Annotated in this window: 19 protein-coding genes and 1 pseudogene; 9 read left to right on the forward strand and 11 right to left on the reverse strand. The window is 50.8% G+C overall.

Annotated features, from left to right (window positions below):
• Positions 1 to 147: 147 nt before the first annotated feature.
• A complete protein-coding gene (mobB, locus tag OGV89_RS03240) occupies positions 148 to 651 on the reverse strand; it encodes a molybdopterin-guanine dinucleotide biosynthesis protein MobB (protein ID WP_286558142.1) in 504 nt (167 codons plus the stop codon).
• Complete coding sequence (gene mobA / locus OGV89_RS03245) at positions 648 to 1,232, reverse strand: molybdenum cofactor guanylyltransferase MobA (RefSeq protein WP_003028614.1); 585 nt, start codon at positions 1,230 to 1,232, stop codon at positions 648 to 650. The genes mobB and mobA overlap by 4 nt, the downstream gene beginning before the upstream one ends.
• A 69-nt stretch (positions 1,233 to 1,301) precedes the next feature.
• On the opposite strand from mobA, the gene OGV89_RS03250 reads away from it, so the two are divergent.
• The 3 genes from OGV89_RS03250 to dsbA all read left to right on the forward strand — a co-directional run bounded on the left by OGV89_RS03250 (position 1,302) and on the right by dsbA (position 3,274).
• Positions 1,302 to 1,571 (forward strand): YihD family protein, encoded by a 270-nt coding sequence (locus OGV89_RS03250; RefSeq protein ID WP_003028616.1) that lies wholly within the window; start codon positions 1,302 to 1,304, stop codon positions 1,569 to 1,571.
• A 76-nt stretch (positions 1,572 to 1,647) separates the two neighbouring features.
• Positions 1,648 to 2,634: a serine/threonine protein kinase gene (locus OGV89_RS03255; RefSeq protein WP_003847930.1), complete on the forward strand. Its 987-nt coding sequence runs from the start codon at positions 1,648 to 1,650 to the stop codon at positions 2,632 to 2,634.
• A 16-nt stretch (positions 2,635 to 2,650) separates the two neighbouring features.
• Positions 2,651 to 3,274, forward strand: coding sequence for a thiol:disulfide interchange protein DsbA (dsbA, locus tag OGV89_RS03260; protein WP_003028621.1), 624 nt, complete (start codon positions 2,651 to 2,653; stop codon positions 3,272 to 3,274).
• A gap of 13 nt (positions 3,275 to 3,287) precedes the next feature.
• Here the strand turns inward: dsbA and yihG are convergent, their stop codons facing one another.
• Positions 3,288 to 4,223 carry a 1-acylglycerol-3-phosphate O-acyltransferase, YihG family gene (yihG, locus tag OGV89_RS03265; RefSeq protein WP_003028622.1) on the reverse strand — a complete coding sequence of 312 codons (936 nt, stop codon included), beginning with the start codon at positions 4,221 to 4,223 and terminating at the stop codon, positions 3,288 to 3,290.
• A 363-nt stretch (positions 4,224 to 4,586) separates the two neighbouring features.
• Between yihG and polA the strand changes: the two genes are divergently transcribed.
• Together polA and spfP are read left to right on the forward strand one after the other, a co-directional pair.
• Positions 4,587 to 7,373, forward strand: a complete 2,787-nt coding sequence (polA, locus tag OGV89_RS03270; RefSeq protein ID WP_003847928.1) for a DNA polymerase I — start codon at positions 4,587 to 4,589, stop codon at positions 7,371 to 7,373.
• Positions 7,374 to 7,539: 166 nt separating this feature from the next.
• Entirely contained in the window at positions 7,540 to 7,587 is a 48-nt protein-coding gene (spfP, locus tag OGV89_RS22975; RefSeq protein ID WP_071892919.1) for a small protein SpfP, read from the forward strand.
• A gap of 119 nt (positions 7,588 to 7,706) precedes the next feature.
• Here spfP and yihA read toward each other — a convergent pair whose 3' ends face one another.
• A complete protein-coding gene (yihA, locus tag OGV89_RS03275) occupies positions 7,707 to 8,339 on the reverse strand; it encodes a ribosome biogenesis GTP-binding protein YihA/YsxC (protein ID WP_003847926.1) in 633 nt (210 codons plus the stop codon).
• A 209-nt stretch (positions 8,340 to 8,548) separates the two neighbouring features.
• Here yihA and OGV89_RS03280 point away from each other — a divergent pair.
• From OGV89_RS03280 to hemN, 3 genes and pseudogenes are all read left to right on the forward strand, one after another.
• Positions 8,549 to 8,734: pseudogene (locus OGV89_RS03280) on the forward strand (hypothetical protein).
• Positions 8,735 to 8,902: 168 nt separating this feature from the next.
• Positions 8,903 to 9,412 (forward strand): Der GTPase-activating protein YihI, encoded by a 510-nt coding sequence (gene yihI / locus OGV89_RS03285; protein WP_003028627.1) that lies wholly within the window; start codon positions 8,903 to 8,905, stop codon positions 9,410 to 9,412.
• Positions 9,413 to 9,600: 188 nt separating this feature from the next.
• Positions 9,601 to 10,974, forward strand: coding sequence for an oxygen-independent coproporphyrinogen III oxidase (gene hemN / locus OGV89_RS03290; protein WP_003847923.1), 1,374 nt, complete (start codon positions 9,601 to 9,603; stop codon positions 10,972 to 10,974).
• 89 nt (positions 10,975 to 11,063) lie between these two features.
• Here the strand turns inward: hemN and OGV89_RS03295 are convergent, their stop codons facing one another.
• The 4 genes from OGV89_RS03295 to glnA form a co-directional block, all read right to left on the reverse strand.
• Positions 11,064 to 11,174 (reverse strand): YshB family small membrane protein, encoded by a 111-nt coding sequence (locus tag OGV89_RS03295; RefSeq protein WP_003028631.1) that lies wholly within the window; start codon positions 11,172 to 11,174, stop codon positions 11,064 to 11,066.
• Positions 11,175 to 11,285: 111 nt separating this feature from the next.
• Positions 11,286 to 12,695 carry a nitrogen regulation protein NR(I) gene (gene glnG / locus OGV89_RS03300; protein ID WP_003028633.1) on the reverse strand — a complete coding sequence of 470 codons (1,410 nt, stop codon included), beginning with the start codon at positions 12,693 to 12,695 and terminating at the stop codon, positions 11,286 to 11,288.
• Between the two features lie 10 nt (positions 12,696 to 12,705).
• The gene (gene glnL / locus OGV89_RS03305) at positions 12,706 to 13,755 is read right to left on the reverse strand and encodes a nitrogen regulation protein NR(II) (protein WP_003028636.1); all 1,050 of its coding nucleotides are present in this window, start codon (positions 13,753 to 13,755) and stop codon (positions 12,706 to 12,708) included.
• A 281-nt stretch (positions 13,756 to 14,036) separates the two neighbouring features.
• Complete coding sequence (gene glnA, locus OGV89_RS03310; protein WP_003028638.1) at positions 14,037 to 15,446, reverse strand: glutamate--ammonia ligase; 1,410 nt, start codon at positions 15,444 to 15,446, stop codon at positions 14,037 to 14,039.
• A 380-nt stretch (positions 15,447 to 15,826) separates the two neighbouring features.
• Between glnA and typA the strand changes: the two genes are divergently transcribed.
• A complete protein-coding gene (typA, locus tag OGV89_RS03315) occupies positions 15,827 to 17,650 on the forward strand; it encodes a ribosome-dependent GTPase TypA (RefSeq protein ID WP_003028641.1) in 1,824 nt (607 codons plus the stop codon).
• Between the two features lie 70 nt (positions 17,651 to 17,720).
• On the opposite strand, the gene ompL is transcribed toward typA, so the two are convergent.
• From ompL to OGV89_RS03330, 3 genes are all read right to left on the reverse strand, one after another.
• Positions 17,721 to 18,413, reverse strand: coding sequence for a porin OmpL (ompL, locus tag OGV89_RS03320; RefSeq protein WP_003028643.1), 693 nt, complete (start codon positions 18,411 to 18,413; stop codon positions 17,721 to 17,723).
• 66 nt (positions 18,414 to 18,479) lie between these two features.
• Positions 18,480 to 19,901, reverse strand: a complete 1,422-nt coding sequence (locus OGV89_RS03325; protein WP_003028645.1) for an MFS transporter — start codon at positions 19,899 to 19,901, stop codon at positions 18,480 to 18,482.
• Positions 19,902 to 19,947: 46 nt separating this feature from the next.
• Entirely contained in the window at positions 19,948 to 21,330 is a 1,383-nt protein-coding gene (locus OGV89_RS03330) for an MFS transporter (protein WP_003028647.1), read from the reverse strand.
• Between the last annotated feature and the right edge of the window lie 38 nt (positions 21,331 to 21,368).

The raw sequence follows: 21,368 nt of genomic DNA on the forward strand, positions 1-21,368 counted from the left end.
GTAGGGAACTGCCAGGCATCAAATAAAGTGAAGAAGCCCATCCTGACGGATGGGCTTTTTTGCGTGTGTGCGGGGTAAAACCGCCGGGCTGAACGTATTGTGCAGGCCTGATAAGCGCAGCGCATCAGGCACATCACGACATCGCAGTTATCTTCTGGCCCATTGCGTAACAAAATCAGCTACTTGCTGTATGTTGTTGATATCTAACAATGGAACATCCGCCGCCAGCGGAACGTCACTGGCAACCGCTATAACATAGTCGTCCATCACCAATTCCTCAGGACTATGCCCGCAGCCTTCGCGGAAAAGTAGGATCTTATCGACAGGTTCATGCTTAAATCCCTCGACCAACACCATATCCAACGTCGAAGCGTCCATCCGGCTTACCAGATACGCTAAATCCAGTTCGGGCTCTTCCGGTGTTTCTACCATTAATGCCCAACGTTGCTGGCTGGCGACCAGCGTTTGTGCTGCACCGGCTTTGCGTAACTCATAGCTATCTTTACCGGGCTTGTCGACATCCATCTTGTGATGAGTATGCTTAATCAAACCGGGACGTATACCTCTGGCACGTAGTTCCGGGATCAACTTTTTGAGCAGCGTGGTTTTTCCCGTGCCGCTCCATGCCGCAATGGCGAGTAATGGGATCATGATTTTTCCTGCCATTTTGCGAGCTCTTCGGGGGTGTTCACGTTTACGAACGCATCTTTATGATCGCTGAAATCGACAGCATGACCGCCAGCCAGACGCATAAAGACCATAACGCGTCGTTCACCGGACTGAAGATAATCCTGCAGTAAAGGCTGCATAGAGCGGTGCATCAGCGCAATGGTTGGGTGATCTCTTTCACCATCATGCACCCAGACAACCGGTGCTGCTTTGCGCTGCTCTTTTAAACGAGCGACCAGATCGTGAGGAATATAGGGCATATCGCACGGGCAGAACAAAAACCATTCCCCCGTTTGCTGCAGGAATACCGATAGCATCCCGGCCAGTGGGCCAGGGAAATCGGCCAATGAATCGGGAATAACTTTCAGGCCGCTTTGCTGGTATATATCCCTGTGGCGATTGGCATTAACCACCACGGTTTCGACCTGCAAAGCGAGAATGTCGGCCACATGTCGCCAAAGAGGTTTACCGTCCAGCTCTAGCAGACCTTTATCGGTTCCGCCCATCCGTCTGGCCTTACCGCCAGCCAGCACAACCCCTGTTATTGCACTATCCAGAATCACTGATATCGCCTCTTTTAATGTGGGATTGACCCTGCTAACGTATCTGTATTGAGCCTAAGGAGCACAACCATGAAATGTAAACGTCTGAATGAAGTTATTGAACTCCTCCAGCCTGCCTGGCAGAAGGAACCCGATCTTAACCTGATGCAATTTTTACAGAAACTGGCGCAAGAGTCAGGTTTTGACGGTGAACTGGCGGATTTAACTGATGACATTCTGATCTATCACCTGAAAATGCGTGACTCGGCGAAAGATGCGGTCATTCCAGGTATTCAGAAAGATTATGAAGAAGATTTTAAAACTGCACTACTCCGCGCACGTGGCGTAATTAAAGAGTAAAAGCTTGTAATCGCCGCCACCGAAAGCGCTGCGAAATGATATCCTGAATCATTCGTAGTATTTTCCGGATGATGGGATGAACGACAACGCTTTTAATTTCCAGACGCTACACCCGGATACCATCATGGATGCACTGTTTGAGCAGGGGATCCGGGTGGACTCCGGGCTTACCCCGCTTAACAGTTATGAAAACCGTGTCTATCAATTCCAGGACGAAGACCGTCGACGCTTTGTCGTTAAGTTTTATCGCCCTGAACGTTGGTCTGTCGATCAGATCCAGGAAGAGCACCAGTTTGCTCTGGAACTGGTAAACGATGAAGTCCCGGTAGCTGCTCCGCTGGAATTCAGCGGTCAAACGCTATTAAGCCATCAGGGTTTCCATTATGCGATCTTTCCCAGCGTCGGTGGACGTCAGTTTGAAGCCGACAACATCGATCAGATGGAGGCGGTGGGGCGCTATCTCGGGCGTATGCACCAGACCGGATGCAAGCGTACTTTTGCCTTCCGCCCAACGATCGGCCTTGAAGAATACCTGACTGAGCCGCGTAAAGTTTTTGAACACGCACAGCTAATCCCATCAGGGCAAAAAGCGGCCTTCCTGAAGGCAACGGATGCGCTTATCGCGATCGTTACTGAACGCTGGCATACGCGTTTAACCACGTTACGCCTGCACGGTGATTGTCATGCCGGTAATATTCTGTGGCGCGATGGCCCGATGTTTGTCGATTTAGATGATGCCCGCAACGGTCCAGCTATTCAGGATTTATGGATGCTCCTCAATGGCGATAAAGCTGAACAACGTATGCAGCTTGAAACCATTATCGAGGCTTATGAAGAGTTTAGTGAGTTCGACATCTCTGAAATCGGACTGATAGAACCTTTACGCGCTATGCGTTTAGTTTATTATCTTGCCTGGCTAATTCGACGTTGGGCTGACCCTGCATTTCCAAAAAACTTCCCGTGGTTAACCGGGGAAGATTACTGGCATCGTCAGACCGCGACCTTTATTGAGCAGGCAAAAATTCTGCAAGAGCCCCCCTTACAATTAACGCCAATGTATTAATCGGAGAAACTTGAACATGAAAAAAATATGGCTGGCGCTGGCTGGTATGGTCTTAGCTTTTAGCGCATCTGCAGCGCAGTTCCAGGATGGCAAACAATACATCACTCTGGAAAAGCCAGTTGCGGGTGAACCGCAAGTGTTGGAGTTCTTCTCCTTCTACTGCCCGCACTGCTACCAGTTTGAAGAAGTGCTTCACGTATCTGATAATGTGAAGAAAAAGCTGCCGGAAGGCACCAAGATGACCAAATACCACGTCGAGTTTCTCGGGCCTTTGGGTAAAGATCTGACGCAGGCATGGGCGGTTGCAATGGCGCTGGGTGTTGAAGATCAGGTCACCGTTCCGCTGTTTGAAGGCGTTCAGAAAACCCAGACCGTTCAGTCTGTTGCTGATATCCGTAAAGTGTTTGTCGACGCAGGTATTAAAGGCGAAGATTATGATGCGGCATGGAACAGCTTCGTGGTGAAATCACTTGTGGCACAGCAGGAAAAAGCGGCGGCTGATTTACAGCTGCAGGGCGTTCCGGCGATGTTCGTGAATGGCAAATATCAGGTCAACCCGCAGGGCATGGATACCAGCAGCATGGATATCTTCGTACAACAGTATGCGGATACCGTGAAGTACCTGGTTGGTCAGAAATAAAAGCAAAAGCCGGTCACTGACCGGCTTTTTTATTTGAGGCTTTAATCGCGTCGAGCTGCGCGTCTTTCTCACTCCATAGCGTATTTAGCCAGAGCTGAAACCGACGCTTGAATCCCTTATCGTTCACGTAATCACCGTGCAACTCTTCATGAATTGGCTCCAGATTCACCCGCACGACAATCCGCGTTAACTTACCGCTCAGCATGTCGTAGAACGGTCGACTGCTGTTTTCCGGATAGCACAACGTGACGTTCAACATTTTATCGAACTGTGAACCCAGTACATTCAATGCCATTGCAATACCGGCCGCCTTAGGAGGGAGCAGGTTTTGATAGGGCGAGCGGGTTTGCTCACGTTTATCTTTGGTAAAGCGCGAACCTTCGACAAAATTCACAATGGTTGTCGGGTGTACGCGAAATTTCTCGCAGGAACGACGCGTTGTTTCGACATCTTTACCACGGCGTTCCGGATGGCGAAGCAGATAGCCACGTGAATAGCGTTTCATAAACGGCATATCCAGCGCCCAGCAGGCCAGGCCAATAAAGGGTACCCAGGCCAACTGCTGCTTGAGGAAATATTTATTCATCGGGATGTGCTTACGGAACAGAACGCAAAGCACAACGATATCGGCCCAGCTGTAATGATTACAAATGAGCAGATACCAGTTTTTCTTGCTAAGACCTTCCAGTCCTTCAACATCCCACTTTAGCCGTGGATTAAGGTGCAGCAGTAGCGCCAGACCTTCACACCAGCAGTACATCATGAAATTACAGAAGACAGAAACCTTTCGCCAGACGACAGGAATAGGCAAAAGGAGTTTCACAACCCCGGCAAGGATGATCGGCACAGAACAAAAAATCGTGACCAATATGGTCAATACGATACTCAGCAACAGCGTTATCGCAGCGAGTATTCTCGTCATAATTAAATTATTCAAAAGGTTAGCCATAGACAGTGCGCGAAAGAGGCGCAAGGGGCTGATTTTATCAGAAAACGAACCAAATGATGGATCTTCCCTCAATAGAAAAAAGAGGAATATCTATCCACATCAGGATATAAGCTGTAAAAATGGGATAAAATGCTGTGTATTTATTTAATTCATTGAAATACATATAAAAATATTATGAGTCAATAATTGCCTTGTTATATTTAAAGAGCTGTAAATTATTTATTCACAAAGTTATCCACAGCTGTCTTTGCGAGCAAAGCAGAAGATCTACAAAAGTTTTTCGACAAATGCGGCGAAAAACTCATGTTTTCATCCTGTCTGTGGCATCCTTTACCCATAATCTGATAAACAGGCACGGACATTATGGTTCAGATCCCAGAAAACCCACTTATCCTTGTAGATGGCTCATCTTACCTGTATCGCGCATACCACGCGTTCCCACCGCTGACTAACAGCGCAGGAGAACCTACGGGCGCGATGTACGGTGTCCTCAACATGCTGCGTAGCTTGATTTTGCAATATCAGCCGACCCACGCGGCGGTGGTATTCGACGCCAAGGGTAAAACCTTCCGTGATGAGTTATTCGAACACTATAAGTCGCACCGCCCACCCATGCCGGACGATCTGCGTGCGCAGATTGAACCTCTGCATGCGATGGTAAAAGCGATGGGGCTGCCATTGCTGGCGGTTTCTGGCGTGGAGGCGGATGATGTCATCGGTACGCTGGCGCGGGAAGCGGAGAAGGTGGGTCGTCCGGTGCTGATTAGCACTGGTGATAAAGATATGGCTCAGTTGGTGACGCCGAATATCACTCTTATCAACACCATGACCAATACGATCCTCGGCCCGGATGAAGTGGTGAATAAATACGGTGTCCCGCCGGAACTGATCATCGATTTCCTGGCGCTGATGGGGGATTCCTCAGATAACATTCCTGGCGTTCCAGGCGTAGGTGAAAAAACTGCGCAGGCTCTGCTGCAGGGGCTGGGTGGGCTGGATACTCTCTATGCTGAATCAGACAAAATTGCGGGGCTGACTTTCCGTGGTGCGAAAACCATGGCGGGCAAACTCGAGCAGAATAAAGAGGTGGCGTACCTCTCTTATCAATTGGCTACTATCAAAACGGATGTTGAGCTGGAGTTGACCTGCGAGCAGCTGGAAGTCCGTCAACCGGCAGCAGAAGAACTGCTTGGCCTGTTTAAACAGTATGAATTCAAACGTTGGGTTACTGACGTTGAAGCGGGTAAATGGCTACAGGCGAAAGGGACGAAGCCGGCTGCAAAACCGCAAGAAACTATTGTCGTCGATGAAACGCCTGAGGAGCCGGCTACGGTTCTTTCGTATGATAACTATGTGACGATTCTGGACGAAGCGACGCTGGAAGAGTGGATCGCGAAGCTGAAAAAAGCATCTGTCTTTGCCTTCGATACTGAAACTGACAGCCTGGACAATATTTCCGCGAATCTGGTTGGCCTGTCTTTTGCCATTGAACCGGGTGTGGCGGCATATGTTCCTGTTGCCCACGATTACCTGGATGCCCCCGATCAAATAGCTCGCGATCGCGCGCTGCAGCTGCTGAAGCCGCTGCTGGAAGATGAGAACGCGCACAAAGTCGGGCAGAACCTGAAGTACGATCGTGGTATCCTGGCGAACTATGGCATCGAGCTGCGCGGCATCACCTTTGACACCATGCTTGAATCCTACATTCTTAACAGCGTCGCTGGCCGACACGATATGGACAGCCTGTCGGACCGCTGGCTTAAACATAAAACCATCACCTTTGAAGAGATCGCTGGAAAAGGCAAAAACCAGCTGACCTTTAACCAGATAGCATTGGAAGAAGCCGGGCGTTACGCTGCGGAAGACGCCGACGTTACGCTACAGCTGCATCTGAAAATGTGGCCAGAATTACAGCAGCATAAAGGGCCACTGAACGTCTTTGAAAATATCGATATGCCGCTGGTGCCAGTTTTGTCTCGTGTTGAGCGCAACGGTGTGAAAATCGATCCGGCTGTTCTGCACAAGCATTCAGAAGAACTGACGCTGCGTTTGAACGAGCTGGAGCAAAAAGCGCACGAGATCGCCGGAGAAGCGTTTAACCTGTCTTCCACCAAGCAACTGCAAACCATCCTGTTTGAAAAGCAGGGTATTAAGCCGCTGAAGAAAACCCCTGGCGGCGCGCCATCAACGTCAGAAGAAGTGCTGGAAGAGCTCGCGCTGGATTATCCGTTGCCGAAAGTTATCCTGGAATATCGTGGGTTAGCAAAACTGAAGTCGACCTATACGGATAAGCTTCCGTTGATGATTAACAAGAAGACCGGGCGCGTGCACACTTCCTATCATCAGGCAGTTACCGCAACGGGTCGCTTGTCTTCAACGGATCCGAACCTGCAAAACATCCCGGTACGTAATGACGAAGGTCGTCGTATTCGTCAGGCGTTCATTGCGCCAGAAGACTACGTGATTGTCTCTGCGGACTACTCACAGATTGAACTGCGTATCATGGCGCACCTTTCACGTGATAAAGGTCTGCTTACCGCGTTTGCCGAAGGGAAAGATATTCACCGCGCAACGGCGGCAGAAGTCTTTGGTTTACCGCTTGATTCTGTGACCAGCGAGCAGCGCCGCAGCGCGAAAGCCATCAACTTCGGTTTGATCTACGGGATGAGCGCTTTTGGTCTGGCGCGCCAGTTGAATATTCCGCGTAAAGAAGCACAGAAGTACATGGATCTCTACTTCGAACGCTACCCTGGCGTGTTGGAATATATGGAACGCACCCGCGCGCAGGCGAAAGAGCAGGGTTATGTAGAAACGCTGGAAGGTCGCCGTCTCTATTTACCGGATATTAAATCCAGTAATGGTGCTCGTCGTGCAGGTGCAGAACGCGCGGCAATTAACGCCCCGATGCAGGGTACTGCCGCAGACATTATCAAACGAGCGATGATTGCGGTGGACAGATGGCTGCAAACCGAGCAACCGCGTGTGCGTATGATCATGCAGGTACACGATGAACTGGTGTTTGAAGTGCATAAAGATGACCTCGAAAGCGTCTCTAAAAAGATCCACCAACTGATGGAAAACGAGACCCAGATTGACGTGCCGTTGCTGGTGGAAGTCGGTAGTGGCGAAAACTGGGATCAGGCGCACTAAGGGTTTACTGAATAACGGCTCTTTTTCGTAACTAAGCAACATAAGAGAGAACTTTTTGTGATGTCCATTAGAATTCCCTATGTAAGGAATGAAAAAAAATTACAAAAAGTGCTTTCTGAGCTGCTCAAAAAAGAGTAAAGTTATTCTCGTAGGGTACAGAGGTAAGATGTTCTATCTTTCAGACCTTTTACTTCACGTAATCGGATTTGGCTGAATATTTTAGCCGCCCCAGTCAGTAATGACTGGGGCGTTTTTTATTGTGCGAAAGAAAAGTTTTGTACATGCTGTAGGCCGGATAAGACGCGCAGCGGCGCCATCCGGCAATACGGTGGGTTATTCCCCGTCCTGCATCTCTTCAACCGGTGCCAGTTCACTAAACCAGCTATCCAGTTTTTGCCGCAGTTTGTCCACACCCAGCTTTTTCAGCGATGAAAATGCTTCTACCTGCACATCACCGTTAAATGCCAGTACGGCTTCGCGTACCATATTCAACTGCGCTTTGCGTGCACCGCTGGCCAGCTTATCTGCTTTAGTCAGCAGTACCAGAACCTGAACGTTGCTCTCAACCGCCCACAGGATCATCTGTTGATCGAGATCTTTTAACGGGTGACGAATATCCATCAGTACCACCAGACCTTGCAGGCTCTGACGTTTTTCCAGATATTCAGCCAGCGCGCGCTGCCATTTACGCTTCATCTCTTCTGGAACTTCGGCATAACCGTATCCTGGCAAATCGACCAGGCGTTTGCCGTCAACGACTTCAAACAGGTTGATGAGCTGAGTACGACCTGGCGTTTTAGATGTACGCGCCAGACCCTTTTGATTCGTCAGGGTATTTAGCGCACTGGATTTGCCTGCGTTGGAACGGCCAGCAAAAGCCACTTCTATACCCGTGTCGGAAGGTAAGTGGCGAATATCAGGCGCACTCATCACAAAGTGCGTCTGTTGATAATTCAAGTTAGTCAAAGCAGTCCTCTCCATCAATCAGGGCTTTGCAGCGATTATACCTGAACCCCAGCAAAAGGCTGGTTTTTCGACGAGTGGGCTGTGTGAGTAAAAACCACGCGCTTTGTGAGACATTGCCGACAGTTTCTATACGAGATGACAGAGTAAAAAATGACAGAAATAAAATAAATCATAGAGTTACATTTGGGCGCTATTCTTAAAATCAGAAATTGTTACCCAGGTTACTTGTACGTTTAAACCAAAACGGTAAAGTAGCGTCCATAGCGAGGAAGCTGACAGGATAGACGACTCAGGATGAGGGTCAGGAGCGCCAGGAGGCGAAGACACAGGATTGTCAGGAAGACAAACGTCCGGAGACGTTAGTAAAAGGAAATGGAAACAACACGGAATGTTAGAGGCTAAGGGAAAAACAGGGTGTGTTGATAGCCAACAGGGATTGTAGAGCCCGTAAGGGTTGAGAGTCAGGAAAAAAGGCGACAGATTACTCTGTCGCCTTTTTTCTTTATTTCTGCTAGATTCCGGCGCAATTATATACTGAATAAAACAGCCAAAGACGAATCATGATGAAACCAACTTCTACACCACGCGGTAAAGGTCCTGCAAAAGCGCGTCGTAAAACACGCGAAGAAATTAACCAGGAAGCTCGCGACCGTAAGCGCCAGAAAAAACACCGTGGTCATGCGGCAGGTAGCCGTGCGTCCGGTAGCGAAGGCGCATCTGGTGGCGGAAACCAAAATAAGCAAAAAGATCCTCGTATTGGCAGCAAAACCCCCATTCCATTGGGCGTGACCGAAAAAGTCACCAAACAGCACAAACCGAAGAGTGAGAAACCTATGCTTTCACCACAGGCTGAGTTGGATTTACTGGAAACGGATGAGCGCCTGGATGCGCTGCTGGAGCGTCTTGAAGCAGGAGAGACCCTGAGCGCGGAAGATCAGTCCTGGGTTGATGCCAAGCTGGACCGCATTGATGAGCTGATGCAAAAGCTGGGTCTTTCTTACGATGACGAGGAAGAAGAGGAAGAAGAAGAAAAGCAGGAAGACATGATGCGCCTGCTGAAAGGCGGCAACTAACGGTTTTACACCGTGGGTCTTCCCGTCCTGCTTATAACCCTTCCGGTTATATGTTATCTGGTGTGGTTATTCGTTAAACTACAGCGGTTGTCGCGGCGACAGAAGTGGCTGCGCAACCGACTTATCACCCGTACTGGGGTTAAGTCGGTACGCCGTACCCGCCAGAGACGCCATCGGAAGGAGTGAGCATGTCAGAGCAGTTAATAGACTGGGACCTGGCCCTGATCCAGAAATATAACTATTCCGGGCCACGATATACCTCGTACCCGACCGCGCTGGAGTTTTCTGAAGACTACGGCACTGAAGCATTTCTAAAGGCCGTGGCGCGTTATCCTGAGCGTCCTCTCTCGCTGTACGTTCACATCCCGTTCTGCCACAAGCTGTGTTATTTCTGTGGCTGTAACAAGGTCGTGACTCGCCAGCAGCATAAAGCCGATCAATACCTCGATGTCTTAGAACAAGAAATTATTCATCGCGCACCGCTGTTTGCCGGACGTCATGTCAGTCAGCTGCACTGGGGCGGCGGCACGCCAACGTATCTGAATAAAGCGCAAATCAGCCGTTTGATGTCGCTGCTGCGTGGCAACTTTAACTTTAACGACGACGCCGAAATCTCGATCGAAGTGGATCCGCGTGAAATTGAGCTGGATGTGCTCGATCATTTACGCGCTGAAGGTTTTAACCGCCTGAGCATGGGGGTGCAGGACTTCAATAAAGAAGTTCAGCGCCTGGTGAACCGTGAGCAGGATGAGGAGTTTATCTTTGCGCTGCTGAATCATGCGCGTGAGATTGGCTTTACCTCAACGAATATCGATCTGATTTATGGTTTGCCAAAACAGACGCCGGAAAGTTTCGCCTTCACCCTGAAACGCGTTGCTGAGCTGAATCCAGACCGACTGAGCGTCTTCAACTACGCGCACCTGCCGACGCTGTTTGCCGCTCAGCGCAAGATTAAAGACGCCGACCTGCCCAGCGCGCAGCAGAAGCTGGATATCCTGCAGGAAACCATTTCTTCACTGACCGAAACCGGTTATCAGTTCATTGGTATGGATCACTTTGCTCGGCCGGATGATGAGCTGGCGATTGCTCAACGCAAGGGTGTGCTGCATCGTAATTTCCAGGGTTATACCACCCAGGGTGATACCGATCTGCTGGGAATGGGCGTGTCAGCCATTAGTATGATTGGTGACAACTATGCGCAGAACCAGAAAGAGCTGAAGCGCTATTATCAGCAGGTAGACGAGCAGGGGGACGCACTGTGGCGCGGAATTGCCCTGACCCGCGATGACTGCATTCGTCGTGATGTTATTAAGCTCCTGATCTGTAACTTCCGCCTCGACTATGCCGCTGTGGAACAGCAATGGGCTCTGAACTTCGCTGACTATTTTGCCGAAGACCTGAAACTGCTGGCACCGCTGGCGAAAGATGGGCTGGTGGATGTGGATGAGAAGGGGATTCAGGTTACGCCGAAGGGGCGCCTGTTGATCCGTAATATTTGCATGTGCTTTGATGCCTATCTGCGGCAGAAAGCACGCATGCAGCAGTTCTCCCGCGTCATTTAACCGGGTTGCCCGGTGGCGCTACGCTTACCGGGCCTACACGTCGCAATAATCTGTAGGCCGGATAAGCGTTAGCGCCATCCGGCGCGCCTTCAGCTGAACAGCCCAACCAGCGCCGCACACAGCACTGCGGCAACCGCAGTTTGTGGCGTATGGCTTTCGACCGCACCGCTCGACAGTAGATTAATCATTGATTCCAGCATGATGACTTCCCCCGTTTGCCGGGCACGATCATACTTAACTCATCGGAACAGTAAAGCGCAAAATAGCAGCAATTTGCGCTCAATTATCAATCTTTACACAGTGACGAATCGTCACTCCATTCCGAGTTCTTTTAACTTACGCGTCAAGGTATTACGGCCCCAGCCAAGCAGGCGTGCGGCTTCCTGTTTGTGCCCCTGGGTATGACGTAGCGCGGTGGTCAACAGCGTGCGCTCCATTTCCGGTTGAGCCTCAGAAAGCAGGTTTTGATGACCGGAACGCAAGGCCCGGTCTGCCCACTGTGCCAACAGGGTTGCCCAGCTGTCTGGCTGCATATGGGACGGTGCGTCAGGCACGGTGGTTTCAAACAGCTCGGCTGGTAAGTCCTGAATCAGTACTTCCTGCCCGGCCGCCATGACGGTTAACCAGCGGCAGGTGTTCTCAAGCTGACGCACGTTACCCGGCCAGGCCAAACGGGTCAGCGCCGCCTCGGTCTCCGGGTGTAATTGTTTGGCTTCAACCCCCAGTTCGTGCGCGGCCTCCTGCAGGAAATGGCGCGCCAGACGTGGGATATCTTCCCGACGTTCACGCAGTGGCGGCAAATGCACGCGGATGACGTTCAGACGATGGAATAAGTCCTCGCGGAATTTGCCTTCCTGTACGCGTAGTTCCAGATTCTGGTGCGTGGCGGCGATAATACGTACGTCCACCTTCACGGGCGCATAGCCGCCAACGCGGTAAAACTGTCCATCGGCTAATACGCGCAATAAACGCGTTTGCACGTCCAGCGGCATATCGCCAATTTCATCGAGGAACAGCGTACCGCCGTCAGCCTGTTCAAAGCGCCCCTGACGAATGGTATTCGCCCCGGTAAACGCGCCTTTCTCGTGACCAAACAGCTCAGATTCGATCAAATCTTTTGGGATTGCCGCCATGTTCAGGGCGATAAACGGCGCTTTGACGCGCGGGCTATGACGGTGCAGCGCATGGGCGACCAGCTCTTTACCGGTCCCGGACTCCCCGTTAATCAATACGCTGATTGACGATCGGGACAGGCGGCCAATAATGCGAAAGACGTCCTGCATTGCCGGCGCTTCGCCGATGATGTCGGTTGTTGGGCCGTTGATCTGAACATTGCGCGGCTGCTGCTGTTCCTGATAATGGCTGATGGCACGTTCGACCAGCGCCACGGCTTCATCAATATCAAAAGGTTTGGGCAGATAATCAAACGCCCCTTGCTGATAGGCGCTGACGGCAGCATCCAGATCGGAGTGCGCGGTCATTATGATGACCGGAAGCATCGGATGCCGCTGTTTAATCTGTTTTAACAGCGTCAGACCGTCCATGCCCGGCATGCGAATATCCGACAACAGTACGTCAGGCGTTTTGCTGGCCAGCGCGTCCAGCACCTCTTTACCACTTTCAAATGTGGTACAGCTTAGCCCTGCCCCTGCGAGCGCACGTTCAAGCACCCAACGGATGGAACTATCGTCATCAACGACCCAGACTATTCCTCGTTGCATAAACGTCACCTTATTTCCTGATAGGCAGGTAAACCGAGAACTCGGTATGACCCGGCCAACTGGTAAATTCAATTTTGCCGGAATGTTGATCAATTAAATTGCGGGCGATGGATAATCCAAGCCCGGTACCGCCTTCGCGACCGCTGACCATTGGGTAGAACAGCGTGTCCTGCAAATGCGAGGGAATACCCGGACCGTTGTCCTCAACATCAATCCGTGCCGCCAGGCGATAACGTACGCCGTGCAGCGTGAGCTGAAACGCGGTGCGGGTACGCAGAATGATCTCACCGCCTTCCGCTCCCAGCGCCTGCAAAGCATTGCGCACGATGTTTAACAGAACCTGCTCGATCTGGTCCGGATCGTGCAGTAGTTCGGGCAGACTCGGGTCGTAATCACGAATCAGCGTGACGTTTTCCGGGAGCTCCATTGAGACCAGCGCCACCACGCGCTCCGCCACCTTGTGAATACTTTCAGTGACATGCATGCCAGGTTGTTGTGGTCCCAGCAGACGGTCGACCAGATTACGCAGGCGGTCGGCCTGCTCAATAATGACTTTGGTATATTCGGTCAGCGCCGGGTCCGGAAGCGCTTTGCTGAGTAGCTGCGCTGCGCCGCGTAATCCACCTAAAGGGTTCTTGATTTCGTGCGCCAGACCGCGCACCAGATCGCGGGCGGCAATCTGCTGGGCGTGCTGGAGCTGCTCCTGACTCAGACGGCGCTGGTTATCCATTGGCGCCATCTCCAGCAGGATAAGGCCATCAGGCAGCCTCTGAGCGGTCACTGACAGGATATGTGAGTGGCTGTCTATCACCAGCGTCACTTCGTTATCCGTAAAGCCCTGGCCTGCTTCCAGGCTCTCTCGCATCAGTCCGATGTTTAAGGAGAAATAACTCAACAGATCGGGAAGCGGTGTACCAAACAGTTTGCGGGAGCTTTGGGCGAGCAGCTGCTGTGCCGCCGGGTTGGCGTAATGTACCGCCAGCTCATCGTCGACGAGCAAAATGCTGTTGATTAAAGAATTGAGGATCTGCCCAGCATCGGGCAGCGTGCCGGTTGCCATTCAGCAGTCTCCTGAAAAGTGTTGCACCAATTTAGTGCATTATAGCTTTTTACATCAAAAAAGCGCGAGAAAGCAGGTTGTTAGTGGAGAAAAAAGCCCATCCTGGGATGGGCTACAGATGACTGGCAAACGCAGATGCCGGATGGCGGCTTTGCTTTATCCGGCCTACAAGGTGATGTTACCGGTAGGCCTGATAAGCTTGCGCCATCAGGCGTCCTATCATTCGCCATCGATCTCAAGCCTGCCTGAGCAGGCTAAAAGTTCCACGGCAACTCAAACGATTAAACGCTGTAGTACAGCTCAAACTCTACCGGGTGCGGAGTCATACGCACACGGTCATCTTCTTCGCGACGCAGCGTAATGTACGCATCGATCGCTTCATTGGTGAACACGCCGCCTGCAGTCAGGAACTCACGGTCCAGATCCAGTTCTTTCAGTGCTTCTTCCAGAGAACCAGCAACCTGTGGGATCTCTTTCGCTTCTTCCGGCGGCAGGTCGTACAGGTTTTTGTCCATGGCTTCGCCCGGGTGGATCTTGTTCTTGATGCCGTCAAGACCAGCCATCAGCAGTGCTGCGAAGCACAGGTACGGGTTAGCAGCCGGGTCCGGGAAACGCACTTCAATACGACGCGCTTTCGGAGAAGCAACAACCGGAATACGGATAGAAGCAGAACGGTTACGGGCAGAGTAAGCCAGCATTACCGGCGCTTCGTAGCCTGGGACCAGACGCTTATAGGAGTTGGTGGTCGGGTTAGCCAGGGCGTTGATCGCTTTAGCGTGCTTGATTACACCGCCGATGTAGAACAGCGCCTGCTCAGACAGACCCGCATATTTGTCGCCAGAGAACAGGTTTACGCCGTTCTTGGACAGGGACATGTGGCAGTGCATACCGGAACCGTTATCACCGAACATCGGTTTTGGCATAAAGGTCGCGGTTTTACCGAAACGGTGCGCAACGTTGTGCACGACGTATTTGTAGATCTGAATTTCGTCCGCTTTTTTGGTCATGGTGTTAAAGCGGGTCGCGATTTCGTTCTGGCCAGCGGTCGCCACTTCGTGGTGATGCGCTTCAACAACCAGGCCCATCTCTTCCATGATCAGACACATGGTAGAACGGATGTCCTGAGAAGAATCTACCGGAGGAACCGGGAAGTAACCGCCTTTCACACCAGGACGGTGACCTTTGTTACCACCTTCGTATTTGGTGGAGGAGTTCCATGCGCCTTCGATGTCATCGATTGCCACGTGGGAACCGGAAATAGACGCGCCGAAACGGATGTCGTCAAACAGGAAGAATTCTGGCTCTGGCCCGAACAGAACGGTGTCTGCGATGCCGGTAGAACGCAGATACTCTTCAGCGCGTTTTGCGATGGAGCGCGGGTCGCGGTCATAGCCCTGCAGTGTACCAGGTTCCAGGATATCGCAACGGATGATCAGGGTGGACTCTTCATAGAACGGGTCGATGAGTGCAGTAGACGCATCTGGCATCAGAACCATGTCTGATTCGTTAATGCCTTTCCAGCCACCGATTGAGGAGCCGTCAAACATTTTGCCTTCTTCAAAGAATTCGGCATTTACCTGATGAGCAGGAATAGTGACGTGCTGTTCTTTACCTTTGGTATCAGTGAAGCGCAAATCAACAAACTTCACTTCGTGTTCGTTCAGCATCGTCAAAACGTGTTCAGCGGACATACTTACTCTCCCGGATTGGTCATGGTCGTCGTGGTAACGAAGTCTTCAATTCTGCAAAAAATTGGCCGTGTCGCCGTAAAAAATATAAAGCGAAATCTGTGCCAACTTTTAAATTGCCCCTAAAAGGCGTTATCATGCGCACTATCGTGCAAAGGGGCTGCACCATGAAGGTTGTATTGCACCATTATAGTGCTTTAATGTGAACATTAAGCACCATATTGGTGCAAAGCATGTCAGATTACCCCTTTTAACGCTCCGTGAATGTGATCACAAAGAAACTCTGCAATACTTGTTTGCGGAGGATGTTTGTGATCCTGTTTTGTACTGCGATTAATCCGTGTACAATAACGCGCTATTTCTAAAATGCCTGAGGCAAAGTTGTGATCGAAAATTTGCGTAACATCGCCATCATCGCGCACGTAGACCATGGTAAAACGACCCTGGTAGACAAGCTGCTCCAACAATCCGGTACGTTCGATGCACGTGCTGAAACCCAAGAGCGCGTGATGGACTCCAACGATTTGGAGAAAGAGCGTGGGATTACCATCCTCGCTAAAAACACCGCTATCAAATGGAATGACTACCGCATCAACATCGTTGATACCCCGGGGCACGCCGACTTCGGTGGTGAAGTTGAACGTGTAATGTCCATGGTCGACTCCGTGCTGCTGGTGGTGGATGCAATGGATGGTCCGATGCCGCAGACGCGCTTCGTGACCAAAAAAGCCTTTGCCCATGGCCTTAAGCCAATTGTTGTTATCAACAAAGTTGACCGTCCTGGCGCGCGTCCTGACTGGGTTGTTGATCAGGTATTCGACCTGTTCGTTAACCTCGACGCTACCGACGAACAGCTGGACTTCCCGATCGTTTACGCTTCCGCGCTGAACGGTATCGCAGGTCTGGATCACGAAGATATGGCTGAAGACATGACTCCGCTGTATCAGACTATCGTTGATCGTGTACCGGCTCCGAACGTAGATCTTGATGGCCCGCTGCAGATGCAAATCTCTCAGCTGGACTACAACAACTACGTTGGCGTAATCGGTATCGGCCGCATTAAACGCGGTAAAGTTAAACCTAACCAGCAGATCACTATCATTGATAGCGAAGGCAAAACCCGTAACGGTAAAGTCGGTAAAGTTCTGACTCATCTGGGTCTGGAACGTATCGAGAGCGATATTGCCGAAGCCGGCGATATCATCGCGATCACCGGTCTGGGCGAACTGAACATCTCCGACACCATCTGCGATCCGCAGAACGTCGAAGCGCTGCCGGCTCTGTCCGTTGATGAACCGACCGTAACCATGTTCTTCTGCGTAAACACCTCTCCGTTCTGTGGTAAAGAAGGTAAATATGTTACCTCTCGTCAGATCCTTGACCGCCTGAACAAAGAGCTGGTGCACAACGTTGCGCTGCGCGTTGAAGAAACCGAAGATGCGGATGCGTTCCGCGTATCCGGTCGTGGTGAGCTGCACCTGTCTGTTCTGATTGAAAACATGCGTCGTGAAGGTTTCGAAATGGCGGTTTCCCGTCCGAAAGTTATCTTCCGCGAAATCGATGGCCGTAAACAAGAGCCGTTCGAAAACGTAACGCTGGACGTCGAAGAGCAGCATCAGGGTTCTGTCATGCAGGCTCTGGGTGAGCGTAAAGGCGACCTGAAAAACATGAATCCAGATGGCAAAGGCCGCGTACGTCTTGACTACGTGATCCCAAGCCGTGGTCTGATCGGCTTCCGTTCAGAATTCATGACCATGACTTCCGGTACCGGTCTGCTGTACTCCACCTTCAGCCACTACGACGATGTTCGTGCGGGTGATGTGGGTCAGCGTCAGAACGGCGTACTGATCTCCAACGGCCAGGGTAAAGCAGTTGCGTTCGCACTGTTCAGCCTGCAGGACCGCGGTAAGCTGTTCCTGGGTCACGGTGCTGAAGTTTACGAAGGCCAAATCATCGGTATTCACAGCCGCTCTAACGACCTGACTGTAAACTGCCTGACCGGTAAGAAACTGACCAACATGCGTGCGTCCGGTACTGACGAAGCAACGGTTCTGGTTCCGCCGGTTAAGATGACTCTGGAGCAGGCTCTGGAATTCATCGATGACGACGAACTGGTAGAAGTTACTCCAACCTCTATCCGTATTCGTAAGCGTCACCTGACTGAAAACGATCGTCGCCGTGCAATGCGTGGCGCGAAAGAAGAGTAATTAACGCTCTTTCTCAGGTAAGCATAAAAAAGCCGCTGATTATCAGCGGCTTTTTTTATCATCAGCAGTATCAGAAGAAATACTTTGCCCCAACACGAATCTGGTTTTGTTCGCGATGATAGGGTTCAACATTGCGATCTAACCAGCGTAATTCCAGGTAGGGCAACCAGTGTTCATTGATCCGATATTTAAAGGTATTGGTAATTTCCCAGTGATGATCTTTTCCGTTGCTGCTATTGAAGTCATTGACTCGCATAAAATAGTGCGGTTCAAAGGTATAGGAAAATTTATCAGTAATGGCAAAGTTCCAGTAGTTACCTATTTCATAGGTATCATTATTATCCAGGTCACCGTTCAGGTCGGTTGAACTGTAGTTATTATGATTATATCGATTACGCACGGTAAGATTAAACCATGGTGTAAATTTATAGTTAACATCCAGATAAACAGCGCCGCCAGAACCAATACTCTTATCGTTTATTAGCCCGCCAGGTTGGATTGTTAATTTATCTGTTGGTTTAAATAACGGATACCAGCCCTCTATTTCGTTATAGCCGTGTTTTAGCTCATCCTTGCGTTGCATCGTGTAGGTGTTGGTGAGCATGATGCCCGCACCCATATCAGAGTTATAGCCGACGCGCATCATGACCTCTATTTGATCGGACGCCAGGTTATATGCTTCGCGGTTTTCTACATAGGCTCCAGCGAAAGCAGAGGTTGATACCACAGAGGATAAGAAAATTATTGTCGTTAATTTTTTCATGATAAATCCATTTTTTAAGCGTAGGGAGGCCGCCATCCATTTGGATGGAATAGGCGGCTATTATTTTTATACGTTTACAGCAGAGGTATTCTTTTTATTGGTAATAGGGTCCGGTTGGATGTTGTTTTTCTTCCGTTGGCTGATTTCCTCAATAATAAAAGCAAAACGTGTTTCGTTGAGTTTATAAAAGAAGCCCATTGTGAGTGCTGCAATAATTGCAAGTCCGCAAGGCCAGAGAAAGATGAGTTGACGCAAACCGAGCAGGGTAGCATCGCTCTGGGCTATGTTGGGGATATAACCGATTTGTGTCAGCATAATCCCAGGCAGGAAGCCTGCGAGCGCCGCGGAAATTTTGCGCGAAAAGGTATAACCCGTATATACCGAGCCTTCCGCACGGATCCCCGTCTTCCATTCGCCATAATCGACCGTATCCGGAACCAGCGCCCAGTTCAGGCTGTTAACAAAAGCGGTTCCGAAGAAGGCCATGCAAGAAAACATCACGAATAAAAATGACGTGCTGCCCCAGAAAAAGTTCAGCACATCGCCGATTGCCCATAGCGCCAGACCGCCGAGGTAAACCTGTTTTTTACCGAAGCGTTTTACAGCTGTGGGAACCAGCAGTACCCCAACCAGAATGCATCCCATGCTGAAGAAACCCATCCACGACAGCAGATGTATATCGTTCAGCACGTACTGGGTGTAATACACCTGAATTGCCAGCTTAATGTTGAATGCCGCCAGCGTGCACAAGTTGGCAACACATAGCACCAGTAGTGGAGGGTTACGGAAAATGGCGCAGAACGATTTGAGAATACTGGGTTTATGGTGATCCGGCACGATTTCGATATAGCGTTCCTTCACACCGCTAAAGCACCACCACATACTGAACAATCCGCAGACAGAGAAGAGCAGTGCGGCAATCAGATACCCCAGCGAAGGCGAACTGACAAATAGCGCCTGAATCGGCATAAAGCCAACGGTACACAGTAACAGGCCTACGGTAGCGCCGCCCTGACGCCAGGCGGCGAGCTGAGCGCGTTCATGTGGATTTTTAGTAATTGCAGGCACCATCGCGCCGTAGGAACAGTTCATCAGGCTATAGAACAGGCCGAACAGCATGAACAACACCGTTGCCAGCCCCGTTTTCACTGTTAGCGTAAATCCTGTCGCTAAAAACTGTGCGCTGGCGACGACGGCGACAGGAAATGACGCATACAAAATAAAGGGTCTGAATTTCCCCTTTGCGCCAATATTACGCCTTGAGTCCAGCAACACGCCGGTCAGAATATCGGTGAAGGCGGTGAAGAACTTCGCCACCAAAAAGATAATCCCACCGTACCAGGCCGGCATCCCTAGTTCATCGGTATAAAATTTAAGCAGATACAGTGTGCCGATACACAGCATCAAATTTGAGCCGAAGTCACCCACTCCGTAGGCGAATTTTTCACGCAGGCTCAGTTTTAGCGTTAGCGGATCATGAAAAGACATAATCGCTCCTCAATAGCGCCCCGTAGAGCGCTATTCATTATTATTATCAAACGGTTTGTTTACGCGCTTCTATCTCTTCAACGATGCGGACATACATCTTCTCGTTAAGGTTGTAGAAACAGCCCATAGCTACAATGGTGATCACCGCCAACGCGCAGGGATAAATAAAGATCAGCTGACGCAACCCTTCGACCGTACTGGCAGATTGCACCACGTTGGGGACGTAGCCGATTTGCGTCAGCATCCAGCCGGGGAAGAATCCTGCCAGCGCTTGTGACACTTTACGAAAGAAGGTGAAGCCGGTGTATACCGTTCCTTCCGAACGTACGCCGGTACGCCATTCGCCATATTCCACCGTGTCGGAGACCAGCGCCCAGTTCAGGCTGTTGACGAATGCTGAGCCGAAGAACGCCAGGCACGAGAAAGCGACAAAGCTGACGGAACCGCCGCCAAAGAAGTAGTTCAGCAGATCGCCCGCGACCCAAATCAACAAACCGCCGATGTAGACCTTTTTCTTGCCGAAACGTCTGACCATTCCCGGCATCAAGAAGACGCCGATGAAGATACAGCCCATGCTGAAAAAGCCCATCCAGGAAAGGAGGATCGGGTCGTTCAGTACGTACTGGGTGTAATAGACCTGAATCGCCAGCTTGACGTTAAACGCGCCAAGTGTGCAAAGGTTGGCAACGCACAGAATAAACAGCGGGCGATTACCTGCGATGGCGCGGAAGGATTGCAGCAATCCCGGTTTTTGCGCGGCATCAACGGGTTTCACCTCCACGTAGCGTTCTTTAACCCCGGCATAGCACAGCCACATAAACAGCAAGCCGAACAGAGAGAATAAGGTGGCAGCGAAGATATAGCCCAACTGTGAGTTGCCTTCGATCAGGTTCATTACTGGCACAAAACCGACGGTGCACAGCAGCAGGCCAAGAGTGGCTCCGCCCTGTCGCCAGGCAGCCAGCGAGGCGCGTTCGTCCGGGTTTTTGGTGATCGCGGGGACCATCGCACCGTAAGAGCAGTTCATCATACTGAAGAACAGTCCGTACAGCATAAACAGTACCGTTGCCATCACCGTTTTACCGGTGACTTCAAATGGTGTACCGACAAAGTTCGCAATCGCCAGCAGCGTCACTGGAAATGCGGCATACAGAACGAACGGGCGGAATTTGCCTTTCGGGCCGATTTTGCGGCGCGAGTCGAGCATAATCCCAGTCCCCATATCGGTAAACGCGGTAAAAAACTTGGCGATAAGGAAAATGATACCGCCATAAGTTCCAGGTAAACCAAGAACATCGGTATAAAACTTGAGTAAATAGAGCGTACCTATGTCCAGCAGGATATTGGAACCTAAATCACCCATCCCATAGGCGAGTTTTTCTTTGAACGGCAAGCGTAGGGTTGCCGGATTAGAAGAAGTCTGACTCATTATTATTCTCCATGTGCCCGTGAGTCTCCCCACGGGCG

The organism is Citrobacter sp. Cf125 (assembly GCF_030333935.1).
GTDB lineage: Bacteria > Pseudomonadota > Gammaproteobacteria > Enterobacterales > Enterobacteriaceae > Citrobacter > Citrobacter freundii.

Excerpts from the sequence above, each read along its gene's own strand:
- yihG (WP_003028622.1), bottom strand. The coding sequence starts at position 4,223 with ATGGCTAACCTTTTGAATAATTTAATTATGACGAGAATACTCGCTGCG.
- OGV89_RS03330 (WP_003028647.1), bottom strand. The coding sequence starts at position 21,330 with ATGAGTCAGACTTCTTCTAATCCGGCAACCCTACGCTTGCCGTTCAAA.
- hemN (WP_003847923.1), top strand. The coding sequence starts at position 9,601 with ATGTCAGAGCAGTTAATAGACTGGGACCTGGCCCTGATCCAGAAATAT.
- OGV89_RS03250 (WP_003028616.1), top strand. The coding sequence starts at position 1,302 with ATGAAATGTAAACGTCTGAATGAAGTTATTGAACTCCTCCAGCCTGCC.
- dsbA (WP_003028621.1), top strand. The coding sequence starts at position 2,651 with ATGAAAAAAATATGGCTGGCGCTGGCTGGTATGGTCTTAGCTTTTAGC.
- OGV89_RS03255 (WP_003847930.1), top strand. The coding sequence starts at position 1,648 with ATGAACGACAACGCTTTTAATTTCCAGACGCTACACCCGGATACCATC.
- ompL (WP_003028643.1), bottom strand. The coding sequence starts at position 18,413 with ATGAAAAAATTAACGACAATAATTTTCTTATCCTCTGTGGTATCAACC.
- OGV89_RS03325 (WP_003028645.1), bottom strand. The coding sequence starts at position 19,901 with ATGTCTTTTCATGATCCGCTAACGCTAAAACTGAGCCTGCGTGAAAAA.
- mobB (WP_286558142.1), bottom strand. The coding sequence starts at position 651 with ATGATCCCATTACTCGCCATTGCGGCATGGAGCGGCACGGGAAAAACC.
- glnA (WP_003028638.1), bottom strand. The coding sequence starts at position 15,446 with ATGTCCGCTGAACACGTTTTGACGATGCTGAACGAACACGAAGTGAAG.
- polA (WP_003847928.1), top strand. The coding sequence starts at position 4,587 with ATGGTTCAGATCCCAGAAAACCCACTTATCCTTGTAGATGGCTCATCT.
- glnL (WP_003028636.1), bottom strand. The coding sequence starts at position 13,755 with ATGGCAACCGGCACGCTGCCCGATGCTGGGCAGATCCTCAATTCTTTA.
- glnG (WP_003028633.1), bottom strand. The coding sequence starts at position 12,695 with ATGCAACGAGGAATAGTCTGGGTCGTTGATGACGATAGTTCCATCCGT.
- yihI (WP_003028627.1), top strand. The coding sequence starts at position 8,903 with ATGAAACCAACTTCTACACCACGCGGTAAAGGTCCTGCAAAAGCGCGT.
- OGV89_RS03295 (WP_003028631.1), bottom strand. The coding sequence starts at position 11,174 with ATGCTGGAATCAATGATTAATCTACTGTCGAGCGGTGCGGTCGAAAGC.